Genomic DNA, 16,968 nt, shown 5'->3' on the forward strand with positions numbered 1-16,968 from the left:
TCTCCCCGGACACTCGGCGCACTTTGTTTTAAACGTGCCGAAACCCCTCAGCCGCTCTCGCTGGCCTACGGGGTGAGTTTCATCCTGCTGATTCATCATCGGTGACCCAGGGGCCACACCGTCTCTCGACGGCCGGATGAGTCCTGATACGGGGACTGGGGTTGGACACTACCGTATGCGGAGCGTACAGCCAAATCCCTTCAGGACGCAGCGCTGGTGCGACTGTGCCGCCGGCGTGACCCCTCGCTCCACTTTCCGCGTCCCGTTTCCGCTCCACTCTCAGCGTCCTCTCCCCGGGCCCTCTCCCCGGGCCCTCTCCCCGGGCCCTCTCGCCGGGTCCTCTCCCTGCATCCTCTCCCTGCGTACCTGCCTCCGGCCGCGCAGGTGGGGCCGCACAGCACGGATCCCGCATCCCAGGTCGTGTTTCTGGGCGGTACCCTCGTGCCCGCGCACACAATCATGACGGAACAGGCTTCTCCGTTGTTCGCGAGCGCGGAAAACGTGACGGTTGTGTACGAGTGCACGGCTACCACCGGCCCACCGACAACTACGCCGCCGGCCGACATGTCCCCCACCGACGACAGAGCCCGGACCCCGCAGTGCAGGATCCGGGCTCACATGTCCGGTTGGGCCGGAACTACTTCATGACTAGTTCATGTCGATGTCGTCCAGTGGGACGGCAGCACCGGTGAAGTCACCGAAGCCGTCGTCACCGTAGAATCCGGAGCCGTAGGAGTCCGGCATCTGGTACGCGGCGGCACGGGCCTCCGCGGTCGGCTCGACAGAGATGTTGCGGTACCGGGAGATACCGGTACCGGCCGGGATCAGCTTACCGATGATCACGTTCTCCTTGAGGCCGATGAGCTTGTCGGACCGCTTGTTGATCGCGGCGTCCGTCAGCACACGGGTCGTCTCCTGGAAGGAGGCGGCCGACAGCCAGGAGTCGGTGGCCAGCGACGCCTTGGTGATACCCATGATCTCGGCACGGACCTCGACCGGGCGTCCACCGGTACGCACGGCCTCCTTGGAGGCGGCGACGGCGTCGGCGTGGTCGACGAGGGAACCCGGGAGGTACTCGGTCGAACCGGAGTCGATGACCGTCACGCGGCGCAGCATCTGACGCACGATGATCTCGATGTGCTTGTCGTGGATGGCCACACCCTGGTCGCGGTAAACCTTCTGCACCTCGTTGATGAGGTGCTGCTGGACACCACGGCGACCGAGGACGCGGAGAACCTCGTGCGGATCGGCGGCACCCTTGAGGAGCTGCTGACCGACGGTCACGTGGTCGCCCTGCTTGATCTGACGCTCGAAGTCGCCGACCTTGAGGACAGCCAGGCCCTGACGCTTCGAGAGCTTCTCGTACACGACCTCGTCGGAACCGTCGTCCGGGACGATGGTGAGGGTGTAGAAGTTCTCGTCGTCCTCGATGCGCACGGTGCCGTCGACGGAGGCGATGGGCGCCTTCGCCTTCGGGACACGGGCCTCGAAGAGCTCCTGGACACGCGGCAGACCACCGGTGATGTCGCCACCGACACCACCCTGGTGGAAGGTACGCATGGTCAGCTGGGTACCGGGCTCACCGATAGACTGCGCGGCCACGATGCCGACAGCCTCTCCGATGTCGACCTTCTTGCCGGACGCCATGGACCGGCCGTAGCAGGTCGCACAGACACCGGTGGAGGTCTCACAGGTCATGACGGAGCGCAGCTTGACCTCGCGCACACCGGCCTCGACCAGCTTGTCGATCTCCGGGTCGCCCAGGTCGACACCCGCGGGGATGATGACCTGGCCGTTGTCGTCGGTGGCGTCCGCGGTCAGGAAACGACCCTGGACAGCGGTCTCGACGAACTCGGCGCGACGGAAGGAACCGGTCTCGGCACCCTGGGCGTCCAGCACCGGGTCAGCGAGCGGCATGGTGACGCCGCGCCTGGTACCGCAGTCGTCCTCGCGGACGATGACGTCCTGGGCCACGTCGACGAGTCGACGGGTCAGGTAGCCGGAGTCGGCGGTACGCAGAGCGGTGTCGGCCAGGCCCTTACGGGAACCGTGGGAGTTGTTGAAGTACTCCAGGACGGACAGGCCCTCACGGAAGGAGGTCTTGATCGGGCGGGTGATGTAGTCACCACGCGAATTCGTGACCATGCCCTTCATGCCGGCCAGGGTCCAGATCTGACGCATGTTGCCGGCCGCGCCGGACTTCACGATCATCGGGATCGGGTTGTCGTCCGGGTACAGCTTCTCCACGGACTCACCGACGAAGTCGGTGGCTTCCTTCCAGAGGTCGACCAGGGAGTTGTAGCGCTCGGTGCCGTTGATGGCACCGCGGCCGAACTTCTTCTCGATGACCTGGGCGCGCTGCTCGTAGCGGTCCAGGATCTCCTTCTTGTTCGGCAGGACCAGCACGTCGTGCATGGTGATGGTCACGCCGGAACGGGTCGCCCAGTAGAAACCGGCGTCCTTCAGCTTGTCCACGGTCTGCGCGACGGTGATCATCGGGTAGCGTGCGGCGAGATCGTTGATGATCGCGGCCTGCGGCTTCTTGGCCATGACGCCGTCGACGAACGGGTAGTTCCACGGCAGCAGCTCGTTGAAGAGCACGCGGCCCAGGGTGGTGGACGCCAGCCAGGTGTCGCCCTTGTTCCAGCCGTCGGGGAACTGCTCGGCCTCGACCTCGGCGGTCGGACGCAGGTGGCTGATCCGGACCTTGATCGGAGCCTGGAGACCCAGGACGCCGCGGTCGCGGGCCATGATCGCCTCGGCGAGAGAGGAGTACACGCCCTTCTCCGGGCCGTTCTCGTCGGCCGGGGTGTAGCGCCCCTGGCCACCGATCTCGTCCGCGGCCTTCGGCATGGTCAGGAAGTACAGACCAGTCACCATGTCGAGACGCGGCATAGCCAGCGGCTTACCGGACGCCGGCGACAGGATGTTGTTGGACGCCAGCATGAGGATGCGTGCCTCGGCCTGCGCCTCATCGGACAGTGGCAGGTGGACAGCCATCTGGTCACCGTCGAAGTCGGCGTTGAAGGCCTCACAGGCCAGCGGGTGCAGCTGGATGGCCTTACCCTCGACCAGGACGGGCTCGAAGGCCTGGATACCCAGGCGGTGCAGGGTAGGCGCACGGTTCAGCATCACCGGGTGCTCGGAGATGGCGTCCTCCAGGACGTCCCACACCTCGGGGCGCTGACGCTCCACCATCCGCTTGGCGGACTTGATGTTCTGGGCGTACTGCTTCTCGACCAGGCGCTTCATCACGAAGGGCTTGAAGAGCTCCAGGGCCATCTGCTTCGGCAGACCACACTGGTGCAGCTTCAGCTGCGGGCCGACGATGATCACGGAACGACCGGAGTAGTCCACGCGCTTACCGAGCAGGTTCTGACGGAAGCGACCCTGCTTACCCTTGAGGAGGTCAGAGAGGGACTTCAGCGGGCGGTTGCCCGGTCCGGTGACCGGACGACCACGACGACCGTTGTCGAACAGGGCGTCGACGGACTCCTGCAGCATGCGCTTCTCGTTGTTCACGATGATCTCGGGGGCACCGAGGTCGAGCATGCGCTTGAGGCGGTTGTTGCGGTTGATCACACGACGGTAGAGGTCGTTGAGGTCGGAGGTCGCGAAGCGGCCACCGTCGAGCTGGACCATCGGGCGCAGCTCCGGCGGGATCACCGGGACAGCGTCGAGGACCATGCCGGCCGGGTCGTTGCCGGAACGCAGGAACGCGGCGACGACCTTGAGGCGCTTGAGGGCGCGGAGCTTCTTCTGGCCCTTGCCGGAGCGGATGGTCTCGCGGAGGGTCTCGGCCTCGGCTTCGAGGTCGAAGGACCGGATGAGGGTCTGGATCGCCTCGGCACCCATGCCGCCGGTGAAGTAGTCCTCGTAGCGGTCGAAGAGCTCGTTGTAGATGCCCTCGTCGACGATCATCTGCTTCGGGGCGAGCTTGACGAAGGTGGTCCAGATCTCGTCGAGACGTGCGACCTCGCGCTCGGCGCGCTCACGGATGTGGCGCATCTCGCGCTCGGCGGCGGTCTGGATCTTGCGCTTGGCGTCGGCCTTGGCGCCGGCGGCCTCGAGCTCGGCCAGGTCTGCCTCGAGCTTCTCGGAACGCTCCGCCAGCTCGGCGTCGCGGTCGTTCTCGACCTCCTTCTTCTCCAGGAGCATCTCGGCCTCGAGGGTGGACTGGTCGTTGTGACGACCCTCGTCATCCACGGAGGTGATGATGTTCGCGGCGAAGTAGATGATCTTCTCGAGATCCTTCGGAGCGAGGTCGAGCAGGTAGCCCAGACGGGACGGCACACCCTTGAAGTACCAGATGTGGGTCACCGGCGCGGCGAGCTCGATGTGGCCCATACGCTCACGACGGACCTTGGACTTGGTCACCTCGACGCCGCAGCGCTCACAGATGATGCCCTTGTAACGGACTCGCTTGTACTTGCCGCAGGCACACTCCCAGTCCCGGGTCGGGCCGAAGATGCGCTCGCAGAAGAGGCCGTCCTTCTCGGGCTTCAGGGTGCGGTAGTTGATGGTCTCAGGCTTCTTGACCTCGCCGTGGGACCAACGACGGATGTCGTCGGCGGTGGCGAGACCGATACGGAGCTCGTCAAAGAAATTGACGTCCAGCACGGGGACTCCCTTTCCCCTCCGTGGTTCCGGAGGGCGGTAGTGCGGTGAAAAGTGGGAAGGTGTCTGGGTTAGACGACGTCGGTCTCGGCGTCCGGACGCTCATCGCGGGACAGGTTGATGCCCAGCGCAGCGTTGGCGTGGTCGAGTTCGTCGTCATCCGTCGAGCTGAGCTCCATCGGAGTACCGTCCGCGGCGAGCACCTCGACGTTGAGGCACAGGGACTGCAGCTCCTTGAGGAGGACCTTGAAGGACTCGGGGATGCCCGGATCCGGGATGTTCTCGCCCTTGACGATGGCCTCGTAGACCTTCACACGGCCGACAACGTCATCGGACTTGATGGTGAGCAGCTCCTGCAGGGTGTAGGCCGCGCCATACGCCTGCATGGCCCACACCTCCATCTCACCGAAGCGCTGTCCACCGAACTGGGCCTTACCACCGAGCGGCTGCTGGGTGATCATGGAGTACGGACCGGTGGAACGGGCGTGGATCTTCTCGTCGACCAGGTGGTGCAGCTTCAGCATGTACTTGTAGCCGACCGAGACGGGGTACGGGAAGGGTTCACCGGAGCGACCGTCGATGAGCACGGCCTTGCCGAACTCATCGGTCAGCCGGGTGCCGTCGGAGTTCGGGTTGATCGAGCGGAGCAGACCGGAGATCTCCTCGTTCTCGGCACCGTCGAACACCGGGGTGGCGACCAGCGACTCCGGCGGAACCTCGTAGAGGTCCTCCGGCAGCGTGTCCAGCATGGCCTGGACCTTCGGGTCCTCGGACTGGGTGTCCACGGTCCAGCCGTACTTGGCGAGCCAGCCGAGGTGGGTCTCGAGGACCTGACCGATGTTCATACGACGCGGAACACCGTGGGTGTTCAGGATGAAGTCGATCGGCGTGCCGTCCGGCAGGAAGGGCATGTCCTCCTGCGGCAGGATCTTGCCGACGACACCCTTGTTGCCGTGGCGGCCGGCCATCTTGTCGCCGTCCTGGATCTTGCGCTTCTGGGCGACGTAGACGCGGACCATCTGGTTGACACCGGGGGCCAGGTCGTCGTCGTCCTCGCGGGAGAACACGCGGACGCCGATGACCTTGCCGGTCTCACCGTGGGGCACCTTCATGGAGGTGTCGCGGACCTCGCGGGCCTTCTCGCCGAAGATGGCGCGCAGCAGGCGCTCCTCCGGGGTCAGCTCGGTCTCACCCTTCGGGGTGACCTTACCGACGAGGATGTCGCCGTCACGGACGTCGGCACCGATGCGGACGATACCGCGGTCGTCGAGGTCTGCGAGGACGTCCTCGCCGACGTTCGGGATGTCGCGGGTGATCTCCTCCGGGCCCAGCTTGGTGTCCCGGGCGTCGATCTCGTGCTCCTCGATGTGGATCGAGGTGAGGAGGTCCTCCTCCACGACGCGCTGGTTGAGGATGATGGCGTCCTCGTAGTTGTGGCCTTCCCACGGCATGAACGCCACGAGGAGGTTACGGCCCAGCGACATCTCGCCGTTGCGGGTGCCGGGGCCGTCAGCGATGGCCTGGCCGGCCTCGACGCGCTGACCCTGGTCGACCAGCGGGACCTGGTTGTAGCAGGTGCCCTGGTTGGTGCGCTCGAACTTGCGCAGCATGTAGGTGTCGCGCACGCCGTCATCGTCCATGATGGTGATGTAGTCGGCGGAGACGTACTCCACGGCACCGGCCTTCGGTGTGACGATGACGTCACCGGCGTCGTAGGCGGCACGGAGCTCCATGCCGGTACCGACGTACGGGGCCTCGCCACGCAGCAGCGGCACAGCCTGCTTCTGCATGTTCGCACCCATGAGGGCACGGTTGGCGTCGTCGTGCTCGAGGAACGGGATCATCGCGGTACCCACGGAGACCATCTGCCGCGGGGAGACGTCCATGTAGTCGACCTCGGTGGCCGGAACGACCTCGACGTCGCCGGCACGGAGACGAACCTCGATCTGCTCGTCGACGAAGCGACCGTCGGCGTCGACCGGGGTCTTCGCCTGGGCGATGACGTGGCGGTCCTCTTCATCGGCGGTCAGGTAGTCCACCTGATCGGTGATGACACCGTTGTCGACACGACGGTACGGGGTCTCGATGAAACCGAAGGGGTTGACGCGGGCGTAGGTCGCGAGGTTACCGATCAGACCGATGTTCGGACCCTCAGGGGTCTCGATCGGGCACATGCGACCGTAGTGGGATGCGTGGACGTCGCGGACCTCGAGGCCGGCGCGCTCACGGGACAGACCACCGGGGCCCAGGGCGGACAGACGACGCTTGTGGGTCAGACCCGACAGCGAGTTGTTCTGGTCCATGAACTGGGACAGCTGGGAGGTTCCGAAGAACTCGCGGATGGCCGCGGAGACCGGGCGCACGTTGATCAGCGAGGTCGGGGTGATGGACTCAGCGTCCTGCGTGGTCATACGCTCTCGCACGACACGCTCCATGCGGGACAGGCCCACGCGGATCTGATTCTGGATCAGCTCACCGACGGTACGCAGGCGACGGTTGCCGAAATGGTCGATGTCGTCGGTGCCCAGCGGGATCTCGGTGCCGTCCGGGGAAGTCATGGACTTCTCACCGGCGTGCAGACGCACGAGGTACTCGATGGTGGTCAGGATGTCCTGCTCGGTGAGGGTCATCTCACCGGTGTCGCCGTCGAGGCCGAGCTTGCGGTTGACCTTGTAGCGGCCGACCTTGGCCAGGTCGTAGCGCTTCGCCTTGAAGAAGCTGTTCTCCAGCAGTGCCTGGGCGGAGTCACGGGTCGGCGACTCACCGGGACGCTGCTTGCGGTAGATCTCGAGGAGGGCCTCGTCGGTGTTGGCGACGCCGTCCTTCTCGAGGGTGGTCATCATGATCTCGGAGAAACCGAAACGCTCGGTGATCTCCTCGGTGGTCAGACCCAGGGCCTTCAGCAGGACGGTGACAGGCTGGCGGCGCTTGCGGTCGATGCGGACACCGACGGTGTCGCGCTTGTCGACGTCGAACTCCAGCCACGCACCGCGGGAAGGGATCACCTTCACGGCGTGCAGCGGACGCTCGGTGGACGCGTCGATGGACTCGTCGAAGTAGACGCCCGGGGAGCGGACGAGCTGGGACACGACGACACGCTCGGTGCCGTTGATGATGAACGTGCCCTTGTCCGTCATCATCGGGAAATCACCGATGAAGACGGTCTGGCTCTTGATCTCGCCGGAGAGGGCGTTGGTGAACTCCGCAGTCACGTACAGCGGCGCGGAGTAGTTGATGTCCTTGTCCTTGCACTCGTCGATCGTGTTCTTCACGTCGTCGAAGCGCGGCTCGGACAGGGTCAGGGACATGTTCTCGGAGTAGTCCTCGACAGGGGAGAGCTCTTCGAGGATGTCCTCGAGACCGCTGGTGACGCGGGTCCCTTCCTCTGCCTGGGCCTGCCGACGGGCACGCCACTCCGGCGTGCCGACGAGCCAGGCGAAGGACTCTCTCTGAACGTCGAGAAGACCGGGCACCTCGATCGGGGCATCGATCTTCGCGAAGGAGTATCGATGCGAAGCCCCGGGGATTCCGGCCGTGGAACTGGTCTGGCGGGAGACTGCCAAGATGGGTCCTTCCAGCACCTCACGTGTCTGCCGGGGTCTTGAATCTCGGCGAACACGGTTGCTTGAGCGTACGGTCTGTGATGGTCTGTGAGGGACTGACGTCCCGGTGGTTCGTCCCCGGAAGATCATTCCGGGCGTAGAAACACTTAATGGACCTTGTCAAGTGGTGTTTTCAATCCATCACCCGTCAAGGTCGTCGGTGTTCTCCGCAGAACCGCCGGAGATCAGTCCAGCGCAAACGTCAACCTTATATCACGCACGGACATAAGTCCACCCGCGCCCCCTGGTCTTCTCCCCCCCCCTGCGCTTCTCCCCGGTCCCTGTCCGTCTCCCGTGCGGCCCGGTCAGCCCTTGCGGCCCTTCCTCTGCGGTCGGAGGGCAACAACTCCTGCGGCGACAGTCACGATAGCACCGATCACCACACAGACAAGAGACCAGGTGCGTACAGGCCTGTCCTCCCCGACCTCGACGGCCTGGGACAGCAGGGCACCGCGCTCCTCTTCCGGGGTCTCCCCGTGCAGGTCAAGCAGCAGTCCGGTCTCCGTACCGTCATCGGCCGCGTAGTAGTCGTGAAGATCCTCGCGAACCGAGACGATCATGCCGCTCGAGGGTTCCACGGCGATCTCCCGGGTGCCACTGCGGTGCAGGGTCGAGACCGTGGACGTCCCCGGCTCCCCGTCCTCTCCCGCGGTCGTGACATTCTGCGTCAGCCTTATGTGGTTCGGGTTGCCCTCCATCACCGGTTCGGCGTCCATCTCCTGGCGGAAGACGTAGACCTCGTGACCGTCGATTTCCTCTGCCCGGTCGAAGGACGCCGGCAGGGCGCGGCGCAGCAGCGTATCGAAGAACGGGTACTCGGACTGTTCCGTGTGGTGCGGGAACTTCAGCCACTGGCCGTCAACCGTGGCTTCCCCGGCCGGCGTCCCCAGCGTGTCGGCGACCTTGACGTCACCGGTGGCCGCACCGGAGAAGCGGTCCACACGCATCGTCCACACCTCGGCGTCCAGCAGGCCGACCTGGTCGCCGAGGGACTCCGCCATGTCGTCGCGCATCGTCGTGACACCCACGGTCGCCGCCGCCTCGTTGTCGTCGGCAGGATCCCCCAGGGTGACCGCGACGTTCCGCGACACCGGCCCGGTGATGACATCCGGGTCGTTCTCCCCCGCGGTCGCCAGGTAGGCCTTGCCGATCGTCGCCTCGGGATCGGACACGGTCAACTGCGTGTCCCCCAGGTCCAGCGGCACCGGACGGTCGGCGTCCACCAGGCGGGGCAGGATGAGCCCGACCCCCAGGAGGATGCACCCGAGACCCAGGGCGAGGACGGAGAGGATGCGAGACTTCGGAAGCATGCGGACCATCGTATAGGTGGTGCCTGTACGGACGACCCCCGCCCTGCACACGTGGTGCAGACCGGGGGTCGCGGTGCTCCCTGACGGGAGCGGGCTCTGTAGGGAGCGCAGATTCCTCTTACTTGAGGGAGATCTTGGCGCCGGCCTCTTCGAGCTTGGCCTTGGCAGCCTCGGCGTCGTCCTTGGAAGCACCCTCGAGGATGGCCTTCGGAGCGGCCTCGACCAGCTCCTTGGCCTCCTTCAGGCCCAGACCGGAGACGATCTCGCGGACGACCTTGATGACGCCGATCTTCTTGGCGCCGGCGTCCTCGAGCACGACGTCGAACTCGTCCTTCTCTTCCTCAGCGGCACCGGCGGCCGGGGCACCGGCAGCGGCGACGGCGACCGGAGCGGCAGCGGTGACGTCGAAGGTGTCCTCGAAGAGCTTGACGAACTCAGAGAGCTCGATGAGGGTCATTTCCTTGAAAGCTTCGAGGAGCTCGTCGTTGGTGAACTTAGCCATGGTGGCTTCCTTTCGTTCATGCGCCCCACCGTAGGGTGGGACAGGGGTATACAGAGTGTGTGTTCCGCAGAGGGAGACCGCTTACGCGGCGTCCTTCTTGTCCTGGAGCGCAACGGCGAGCCGTGCGACCTGGGAAGCCGGGGCGTTGAACAGACCGGCGGCCTTGGTCGGCAGCCCCTTGAGGGCGCCGGCCAGCTTGGCCAGGGTGGTCTCGCGGTTGTCCAGCTCGGCGATTGCCTGAACCTGTGCGGCGTCGAGGATGTTGCCATCCATGTTGCCGCCCTTGATCACGAGGAGCTTGTGCTCGCCGGAGAAGGTCTTGAGGGCCTTCGCCGCGTCGACAGCCTCGCCGCGAACGAACGCGACAGCGGTCGGACCGGTCAGCTGAGCATCATCGAGCTCCACACCGGCCTGCTTGGCGGCCAGCTTGATCATGGTGTTCTTGGCGACGGAGTAGGTCACGTCGGCACCGAGGGCCTTGCGCAGCTCAGTGGTCTCGGCGACGGTCAGGCCGCGGTACTCGGTGAGGATCGCGGCGGACGCGTCCTCGAAACGGGCGGTGAGCTCCGCGACGGATGCGGTGTTCTTCGGGTTTGCCATACTCTCGCCTCCTTCCTGATGTCTGTCAGTGTCATGACCGCCGGGCCACCGGACGACGACACGCCCCGTGCCGCAGGGGCACGGGGCGTGTCGGAGCTTTGCCATCCCGGAGGGTGGGAGCTGCATGTCCTCGCGTTTCTCCTGCGCGGGCCGCCATCGTCTTCGATGGTCCTTCGCCACATCCTGTCCGGGAATCCCTGGGGACTCAGGAAAGATGCAGTGACCGACGGTCTTCGGTGAAACTTGAACGTCCGCGGGTGACCCGCGGTCAAACTTCGTGGATGAACTCTAGACGACCGGCGGCCGCACCACCAAATCGTCGGATTCAGGGACGTTCGCGCCGCCGGACAGATATCGTCTGAGAAATGGACACTCGGCTCGTCACAGACCACACGCCACGTGCCTTCACCCCGGCGTTCCTCTACTCCCAGCGCCATCCCCGCCGAATGCCCGACGGGGTCAATGACTGGGGCACTCCCCTGGCGGAGTCCGGTCCCGGATCCGTCCCCGTGGTCCTCATCCATGGCACATGGATGAACAGCTACTGCACCTGGTCGCTCATCGCCCCCACCCTGGTGGACGCCGGCTACCGGGTCTTCGCGGTCAACTACGGACAGGATCCGTCGTGCTTCCTCGGTCGCCGCCGTGCCTGTTTCGGCAACGCCGGACTGCTGGACGCCCAGCCCGAGGTCGCGGCCTTCATCGACAAGGTCCTGGAGCACACCGGAGCCGCCGCTGTGGATCTCATCGGACACTCCCAGGGTGTCGCCCAGGCCCGGCTGTATCTCAGTGACTCGGGCGGAGCAGGTGACCCGGCCGCCGGCATCGCCCCGAAGGTTCGCAGGGTGATCGGTTTCGCCGGTTCGAACCACGGGACCACGATGAGCGGGCTGGGGTCCCTGGGCCGTTGGAGCAAGAACCGCGGTCTCTACGGTCCGCTGCGCTCCCTCCTCGGGCGGTGCGCGGAGGACCAGATGCCGGGGTCAGCGGCCATGGCCCACATCAACCTGCACGGGGACACCGTGCCGGGCGTCGACTACACCATGCTGTGCAGCCGATACGACGAGATCGTCACCCCCTGGCGGACCCAGTTCCTGGAGGAGGGTGAGGGCGCGACGGTGCGCAATCTGCAGGTGCAGGACCACGGCAACGGCAGGGACATCAGTGACCACCTCTCGCTGCTCTACTCTCCTCGCGCGATCGACCTCATGCTCGAGGCTCTCGACCACGGTCCGGACGGTGACTACCGGGCGAACCACCCGCACGTGACCGGCCGGGTCCTCCCCTTCTGGGGGAAGATCGGCAAGAAGTAGGCCGCACTGTGTCCCGGGTCGGCTACAGCAGAACCCCCGCCGCCGTGGATGCACGGTGACGGGGGTTCAGCTGTATCCGGCGCAATCCGCCTGACGGGGAAAGACGCGGGGACGCCGCGGAAACTACGCGGTGTAGTCCTTGACCACGGACGGGTCGACCGGGATGCCCGGGCCCGAGGTGGTGGAGATGGTGACCTTCTTGAGGTAGATGCCCTTGGCCGCGGACGGCTTCTGGCGCTGCAGCTCGTCGATCAGGGCGCCGTAGTTCTCGGCGAGAGCCTGCTCGGTGAAGGAGGCCTTACCGATGACGGCGTGCAGGTTGGAGGCCTTGTCGACGCGGAAGGAGATCTTACCGCCCTTGATCTCCTGGACAGCCTTGGCGACGTCGGTGGTGACGGTGCCGGTCTTCGGGTTCGGCATCAGACCACGCGGGCCGAGGACGCGGGCGACGCGGCCGACCTTGGCCATCTGGTCCGGGGTGGCGATCGCGGCATCGAAATCGGTCCAGCCGCCCTGGATCTTCTCGATCAGCTCGGCGGTGCCGACAGCCTCAGCGCCGGCCTCTTCGGCGGCGGTGGCGTTCGGGCCCTCGGCGAAGACGATGACGCGGACGTTCTTACCGGTGCCGTTGGGCAGGGAGACGGTGCCGCGGACCAGCTGGTCAGCCTTGCGGGGGTCGACGCCCAGGCGGACGGCGACGTCGACGGTGGCGTCGAAGTTCTTGGAGGAGGTCTCCTTGGCCAGCTTGGTGGCCTCGAGCGGACGGTAGATACGACCGGCGTCGATCTTCTCTGCGGCGGCCTTGAAAGCCTTGGACTTGGTGCTCATTGGGGTTCCAATCAGTGGAATCGGACTGTGGTGCGGGCCGAAGCGGGCCCTGCCACGGTATGTAGGGGTGGTGCACGGCCGGAATGACCCGGCCGGTCTAGCTCAGTGACCTGTGCTCAGGCCGGGCCGTTACGCCGGGGCGCCGGTGACGACGATGCCCATGGAACGGGCGGTGCCGGCGATGATGCGGGCGCCGTTCTCCAGGTCGTTGGCGTTGATGTCCTCGAACTTGGTCTCGGCGATCTCCCGGCACTGGGCCCAGGTGACCTCACCGACCTTGTCGGTGTGGGGGACGCCGGAGCCCTTCTGGATACCGGCGGCCTTCAGCAGCAGCTTGGCTGCCGGCGGGGTCTTCAGCTTGAAGTCGAAGCTACGGTCCTCGTAGACGGTGATCTCGACCGGGATGACGTTGCCGCGCTGGGACTCGGTCGCCGCGTTGTAGGCCTTGCAGAACTCCATGATGTTGACGCCGTGCGCACCCAGCGCCGGGCCGACCGGCGGGGCCGGGTTAGCGGCGCCAGCCTGGATCTGGAGCTTGATGAGGCCGGTGACCTTCTTCTTCTTCGCCATGTTGCACCTCTTCACGTGGTATCAGGCACCCTCGGCTCCCCCGTGGCGACAGGGGAACGGCCTGACCGGATGCCGGACTGGTTACCGGCCACCGGGTGGAATGTATGTACTGCTGCCCGACGGAGAATCCTGGTGGACGAATCCTACGGGCAACCGGAGAGAGCTTAGTTGAGCTTCTCGACCTGGTCAAACTCCAGCTCGACCGGGGTCTCGCGGCCGAAGATGGAGACCAGGGCCTTGAGCTTGCTGTTCGCGGCGTCGATCTCTGAGATGGTCGCGGAGACCGAGGCGAACGGACCGGAGAGGACGGTGACGGACTCGCCGACCTCGTAGTCGACCTCGACCTGGTTGGCGGTCGGGGTCGGTGCCATGGCCACACCGGTGGCGGAGACGTCGACACCGGACGCGGAATCGGCACCCTCGGCGTCCTCCGGGACGGTGGCGGTCTCCGGCGGAAGCAGGAACTTGGCGACCTCGCGGATCTTCACCGGGGTCGGCTCGCCGGCGTTGCCGACGAAGGAGGTGACGCCCGGGGTGTCACGGATGACGGACCAGGACGGGTCGTCCAGCTCGACGCGGACCAGGACGTAGCCCGGCAGCAGCTTCTGCTTGACGATCTTCTTCTTGCCGTCCTTGACCTGGGTGACCTCTTCGATCGGGACGACGACCTCATGGATCTGCTGGTCCACACCGAGGGTCTGGGCGCGCATCTCCAGGTTGGTCTTCACCTTGTTCTCGTAGCCCGAGTAGCACTGGATGATGTACCAGCTGCCCGGCAGCTTCTTCAGGGCACGCATGAACTCGCGCAGGCGGGTCTTGTAGGCCTCGAGGGCCGCGTCCTCGGCGGAGACCGGGGCCTCCTCGCCGTCGGACTCGCCGGCCTGGCCGGCCTGAGCCTGAAGGTCGGAGACCGACTGCTGGACGTCCTCCTGGGCGGCGGCGGCCAGACCCTCGGCACTGAGCTTGTCGGCCTGGGCCTCGTTCTGCTCACTCATCGGTGGATCCTTTCCAAGTCTGTGGCGGTGACGGGATGACACCCGGGCCGTTGTCGGCCCCCGCATGAAAAATCCGCCTCGCCGGTAGGGCGGAGGCGGTCATGATCTGCTGCAATCTTACCACGGTCAGAAGCCGAAGATGAACTCCACGCCTTCGTGCGTGAGGAAGTCCACGGAGGCACAGAGAGCGACCATGATCACCAGGAAGATGATGGTGATGATGGTGGAGGAGACCATTTCGCGACCGGTCGGCCAGATGACCTTCTTCATCTCACGGCCGACGGAACCGGCGTAGGCGACGGGACCACGGGCCGGCTTGCGTCCGCCGTCATCGGTGACGCGGGTGGCCGCGACCTTGGCGGTGGCGCCCTTCTCAGCGTTCTCGATCTGACGCTTGCCGGACGGCCGGAGTCGGTCGTTCGTGGTGTTCTCGTCGCTCACGCGTGAAGCTCCTTCAACGTAGTAGTCCCCGGCCCAGGGTAACCGAATTCTGTTTTCGGTGCCCCCGGACCGGGGATCAGTGCAGGGGCGACAGGACTTGAACCTGCAACCTGCGGTTTTGGAGACCGCTGCTCTGCCAATTGAGCCACGCCCCTAAAAGGTGCGACCCACCGTCGCTGCGGTGAGCACTCGGGAAGTGTAGCAGTTCTGTCTGAGCGGCCACAAATGAGGTGGATGGCCACGCGACCCCTCCCTCCGGGCAGTGGGCGGGACAGTGGAAGGGCCCGGCACCATGATGGTGCCGGGCCCTTCCCGGTGGTAGCGATGCGGAGGATCGAACTCCGGACCTCACGATTATGAGTCGTGCGCTCTAACCATCTGAGCTACACCGCCACTGTCACTCGCGGTCATCGCAAAATGACTGGAGCCCCCTGACAGAATCGAACTGTCGACCTTTTCCTTACCATGGAAACGCTCTGCCGACTGAGCTAAGGGGGCACGCTCTGCAACTCCCGGCGCCTGCGCCGTTCGTCTGAAGCCTGGGATAGCATAACCAGTGACCCCACACCGGAACAAATCATCAGGTCACGGCGCGAATCGAGGAGTTGCTGCGCGTACGGTCAGCCCCATTCACCGCGTCCGATGCGGCACCCCGGAACGCACCGCGCACATTGTGGGGGAGCCAGGCGATGTCGGCATCACGCAGCCGGAGGTGGCTCCGCCCCTCTCCCCACCGACCTCAGACTGCGCGATGCGGACCTAGACCTGATGCGGGACGTAGACCTGACGCACCCCCACAGACCCCGCACACAGAGAAACCGCCTCCCGGACTCAGTCCGGAAGGCGGTTCATCCTGGTGTCTCAACCAGTGCCAGGTAAAGGATTCGAACCTTTGAAGGCAATGCCGGCGGATTTACAGTCCGCTCCCTTTGGCCGCTCGGGCAACCTGGCAAGCACTTGTCGGTGCGCCGGATACGTTACTACGAACCCTGTAGTCCAGCGCAACTCTGCAGGTCAGACACAGTAAATTGACGGATCTACCAGCCCGGTCCCGCGGCGGTCAGCCCAGTCGAGCGAGCGAGTAGTTCATCAGCCGGCGCAGCGCGGTCGTCACCGGGTTCTCCGGCAGCAGAGCCAACTCCGCCTCGCCGAGATCCCGGTACCGCTCGACGTCCGCCAGGGACCGCTCACGGCCGTCGGACGCGCGGATGAGGGTCAGCGCCTCGTCGACGAGTGCATCGTCGGTCACCGGCCCGGTGAGGATCTCCCGGAGCCGCTCCCCACCCGGGGTCTGCTCGCGCATCGCGTAGAGCACCGGCAGGGTGAACACGCCCTCGCGTAGGTCGGTCCCCGGTGTCTTGCCGGACGCCTCCGGATCGGACCACACGTCGATGATGTCGTCGACGATCTGGAAGACCTGGCCGAGGTGGCGCCCGAAGCGGAACAGGGCGTCCCGCTCCTCGGCCGGGGCGCCGCCGTGCGTGGAGCCGAGGAAGCCGGCGGAGGCGATGAGCACACCGGTCTTCTCCTGGATGACGGTCATGTAGTGCTCCACCGGGTCCTCGCCCTCGGGGCAGCCGACGGTCTCACGCATCTGGCCGGTGACCAGCTCACCGAAGGTCTCGGCGAAGTGACGCACGGTGTCCGGGCCCAGGTCGGCCATGATGGACGAGGCGACGGCGAAGATGAAGTCCCCGGCGAGGATGGCGACGGAGTTGTCCCACCGGGCATTCGCACTCTCGGAGCCGCGACGGCGGTCGGCCTCGTCCATGACGTCGTCGTGGTAGAGCGTAGCCAGATGGGTCAGCTCGACGACGACCGCGGCGTTCACCACGGTCTGCGAGGCAGTCTCCGGGGTCGAACCGTAGCGCGACGCCAGCAGGGCGAACATCGGCCGGAAGCGCTTCCCGCCGGCCAGTGCCAGGTGCTGCACCTTGTCCGTGAGGAAACTCTCCCCGGTCGACAGGGAATCCTGCAGGGTCGACTCCACCCGGGTCATTCCCTCGGCGATGAAGTCGTTGAGGGCGGCGTCCCCCAGGTCCAACCCCATCTGTTCACCGGAGTTAGTGCGTGCCATGAATTTCGTAGCCTCTGTCCGTCGTCCGTCAGTCACCGTGTCGCCTGTGCAAGGTCATCGCGTATTTCACGCATGGTCCGGCTCAGTCGCACACTGAGGACCAACCATATCCC

Annotated in this window: 11 protein-coding genes and 4 tRNA genes; 1 reads left to right on the forward strand and 14 read right to left on the reverse strand. The window is 65.6% G+C overall.

Annotated features, from left to right (window positions below; genetic code table 11):
* Nucleotides 1-648: 648 nt before the first annotated feature.
* The 5 genes from ACZ9GM_RS09520 to rplJ form a co-directional block, all read right to left on the reverse strand.
* Nucleotides 649-4,620 (reverse strand): DNA-directed RNA polymerase subunit beta', encoded by a 3,972-nt coding sequence (locus ACZ9GM_RS09520; protein WP_476037713.1) that lies wholly within the window; start codon nt 4,618-4,620, stop codon nt 649-651.
* A gap of 68 nt (nt 4,621-4,688) precedes the next feature.
* Nucleotides 4,689-8,198: a DNA-directed RNA polymerase subunit beta gene (gene rpoB, locus ACZ9GM_RS09525; RefSeq protein WP_291473514.1), complete on the reverse strand. Its 3,510-nt coding sequence runs from the start codon at nt 8,196-8,198 to the stop codon at nt 4,689-4,691.
* 326 nt (nt 8,199-8,524) lie between these two features.
* Nucleotides 8,525-9,529: a cell envelope lipid trafficking protein PgfA gene (gene pgfA / locus ACZ9GM_RS09530; RefSeq protein ID WP_291473148.1), complete on the reverse strand. Its 1,005-nt coding sequence runs from the start codon at nt 9,527-9,529 to the stop codon at nt 8,525-8,527.
* Nucleotides 9,530-9,647: 118 nt separating this feature from the next.
* Nucleotides 9,648-10,031, reverse strand: coding sequence for a 50S ribosomal protein L7/L12 (gene rplL, locus ACZ9GM_RS09535; protein WP_014010909.1), 384 nt, complete (start codon nt 10,029-10,031; stop codon nt 9,648-9,650).
* Nucleotides 10,032-10,112: 81 nt separating this feature from the next.
* Entirely contained in the window at nt 10,113-10,631 is a 519-nt protein-coding gene (gene rplJ, locus ACZ9GM_RS09540) for a 50S ribosomal protein L10 (protein WP_288630546.1), read from the reverse strand.
* Nucleotides 10,632-10,996: 365 nt separating this feature from the next.
* Here rplJ and ACZ9GM_RS09545 point away from each other — a divergent pair, with 365 nt between their 5' ends.
* The gene (locus tag ACZ9GM_RS09545) at nt 10,997-11,944 is read left to right on the forward strand and encodes an esterase/lipase family protein (protein WP_476037714.1); all 948 of its coding nucleotides are present in this window, start codon (nt 10,997-10,999) and stop codon (nt 11,942-11,944) included.
* 123 nt (nt 11,945-12,067) lie between these two features.
* Here the strand turns inward: ACZ9GM_RS09545 and rplA are convergent, their stop codons facing one another.
* The 9 genes from rplA to ACZ9GM_RS09590 form a co-directional block, all read right to left on the reverse strand.
* On the reverse strand, nt 12,068-12,772 hold the full coding sequence (gene rplA, locus ACZ9GM_RS09550) for a 50S ribosomal protein L1 (protein ID WP_291473150.1): 705 nt from the start codon (nt 12,770-12,772) through the stop codon (nt 12,068-12,070).
* Nucleotides 12,773-12,901: 129 nt separating this feature from the next.
* Nucleotides 12,902-13,342, reverse strand: coding sequence for a 50S ribosomal protein L11 (rplK, locus tag ACZ9GM_RS09555; protein WP_014010913.1), 441 nt, complete (start codon nt 13,340-13,342; stop codon nt 12,902-12,904).
* Nucleotides 13,343-13,506: 164 nt separating this feature from the next.
* Nucleotides 13,507-14,337, reverse strand: a complete 831-nt coding sequence (gene nusG, locus ACZ9GM_RS09560) for a transcription termination/antitermination protein NusG (RefSeq protein ID WP_291473151.1) — start codon at nt 14,335-14,337, stop codon at nt 13,507-13,509.
* 126 nt (nt 14,338-14,463) lie between these two features.
* The gene (gene secE / locus ACZ9GM_RS09565) at nt 14,464-14,778 is read right to left on the reverse strand and encodes a preprotein translocase subunit SecE (RefSeq protein WP_291473152.1); all 315 of its coding nucleotides are present in this window, start codon (nt 14,776-14,778) and stop codon (nt 14,464-14,466) included.
* Nucleotides 14,779-14,860: 82 nt separating this feature from the next.
* A tRNA-Trp gene (locus ACZ9GM_RS09570) sits at nt 14,861-14,933 on the reverse strand.
* Between the two features lie 161 nt (nt 14,934-15,094).
* A tRNA-Met gene (locus ACZ9GM_RS09575) sits at nt 15,095-15,171 on the reverse strand.
* A gap of 29 nt (nt 15,172-15,200) precedes the next feature.
* A tRNA-Thr gene (locus tag ACZ9GM_RS09580) sits at nt 15,201-15,276 on the reverse strand.
* A gap of 371 nt (nt 15,277-15,647) precedes the next feature.
* A tRNA-Tyr gene (locus ACZ9GM_RS09585) sits at nt 15,648-15,729 on the reverse strand.
* Between the two features lie 109 nt (nt 15,730-15,838).
* The gene (locus ACZ9GM_RS09590; protein WP_291473153.1) at nt 15,839-16,855 is read right to left on the reverse strand and encodes a polyprenyl synthetase family protein; all 1,017 of its coding nucleotides are present in this window, start codon (nt 16,853-16,855) and stop codon (nt 15,839-15,841) included.
* Nucleotides 16,856-16,968: the final 113 nt, after the last annotated feature.

It is taken from the genome of Corynebacterium sp. UD i78 (assembly GCF_056280545.1).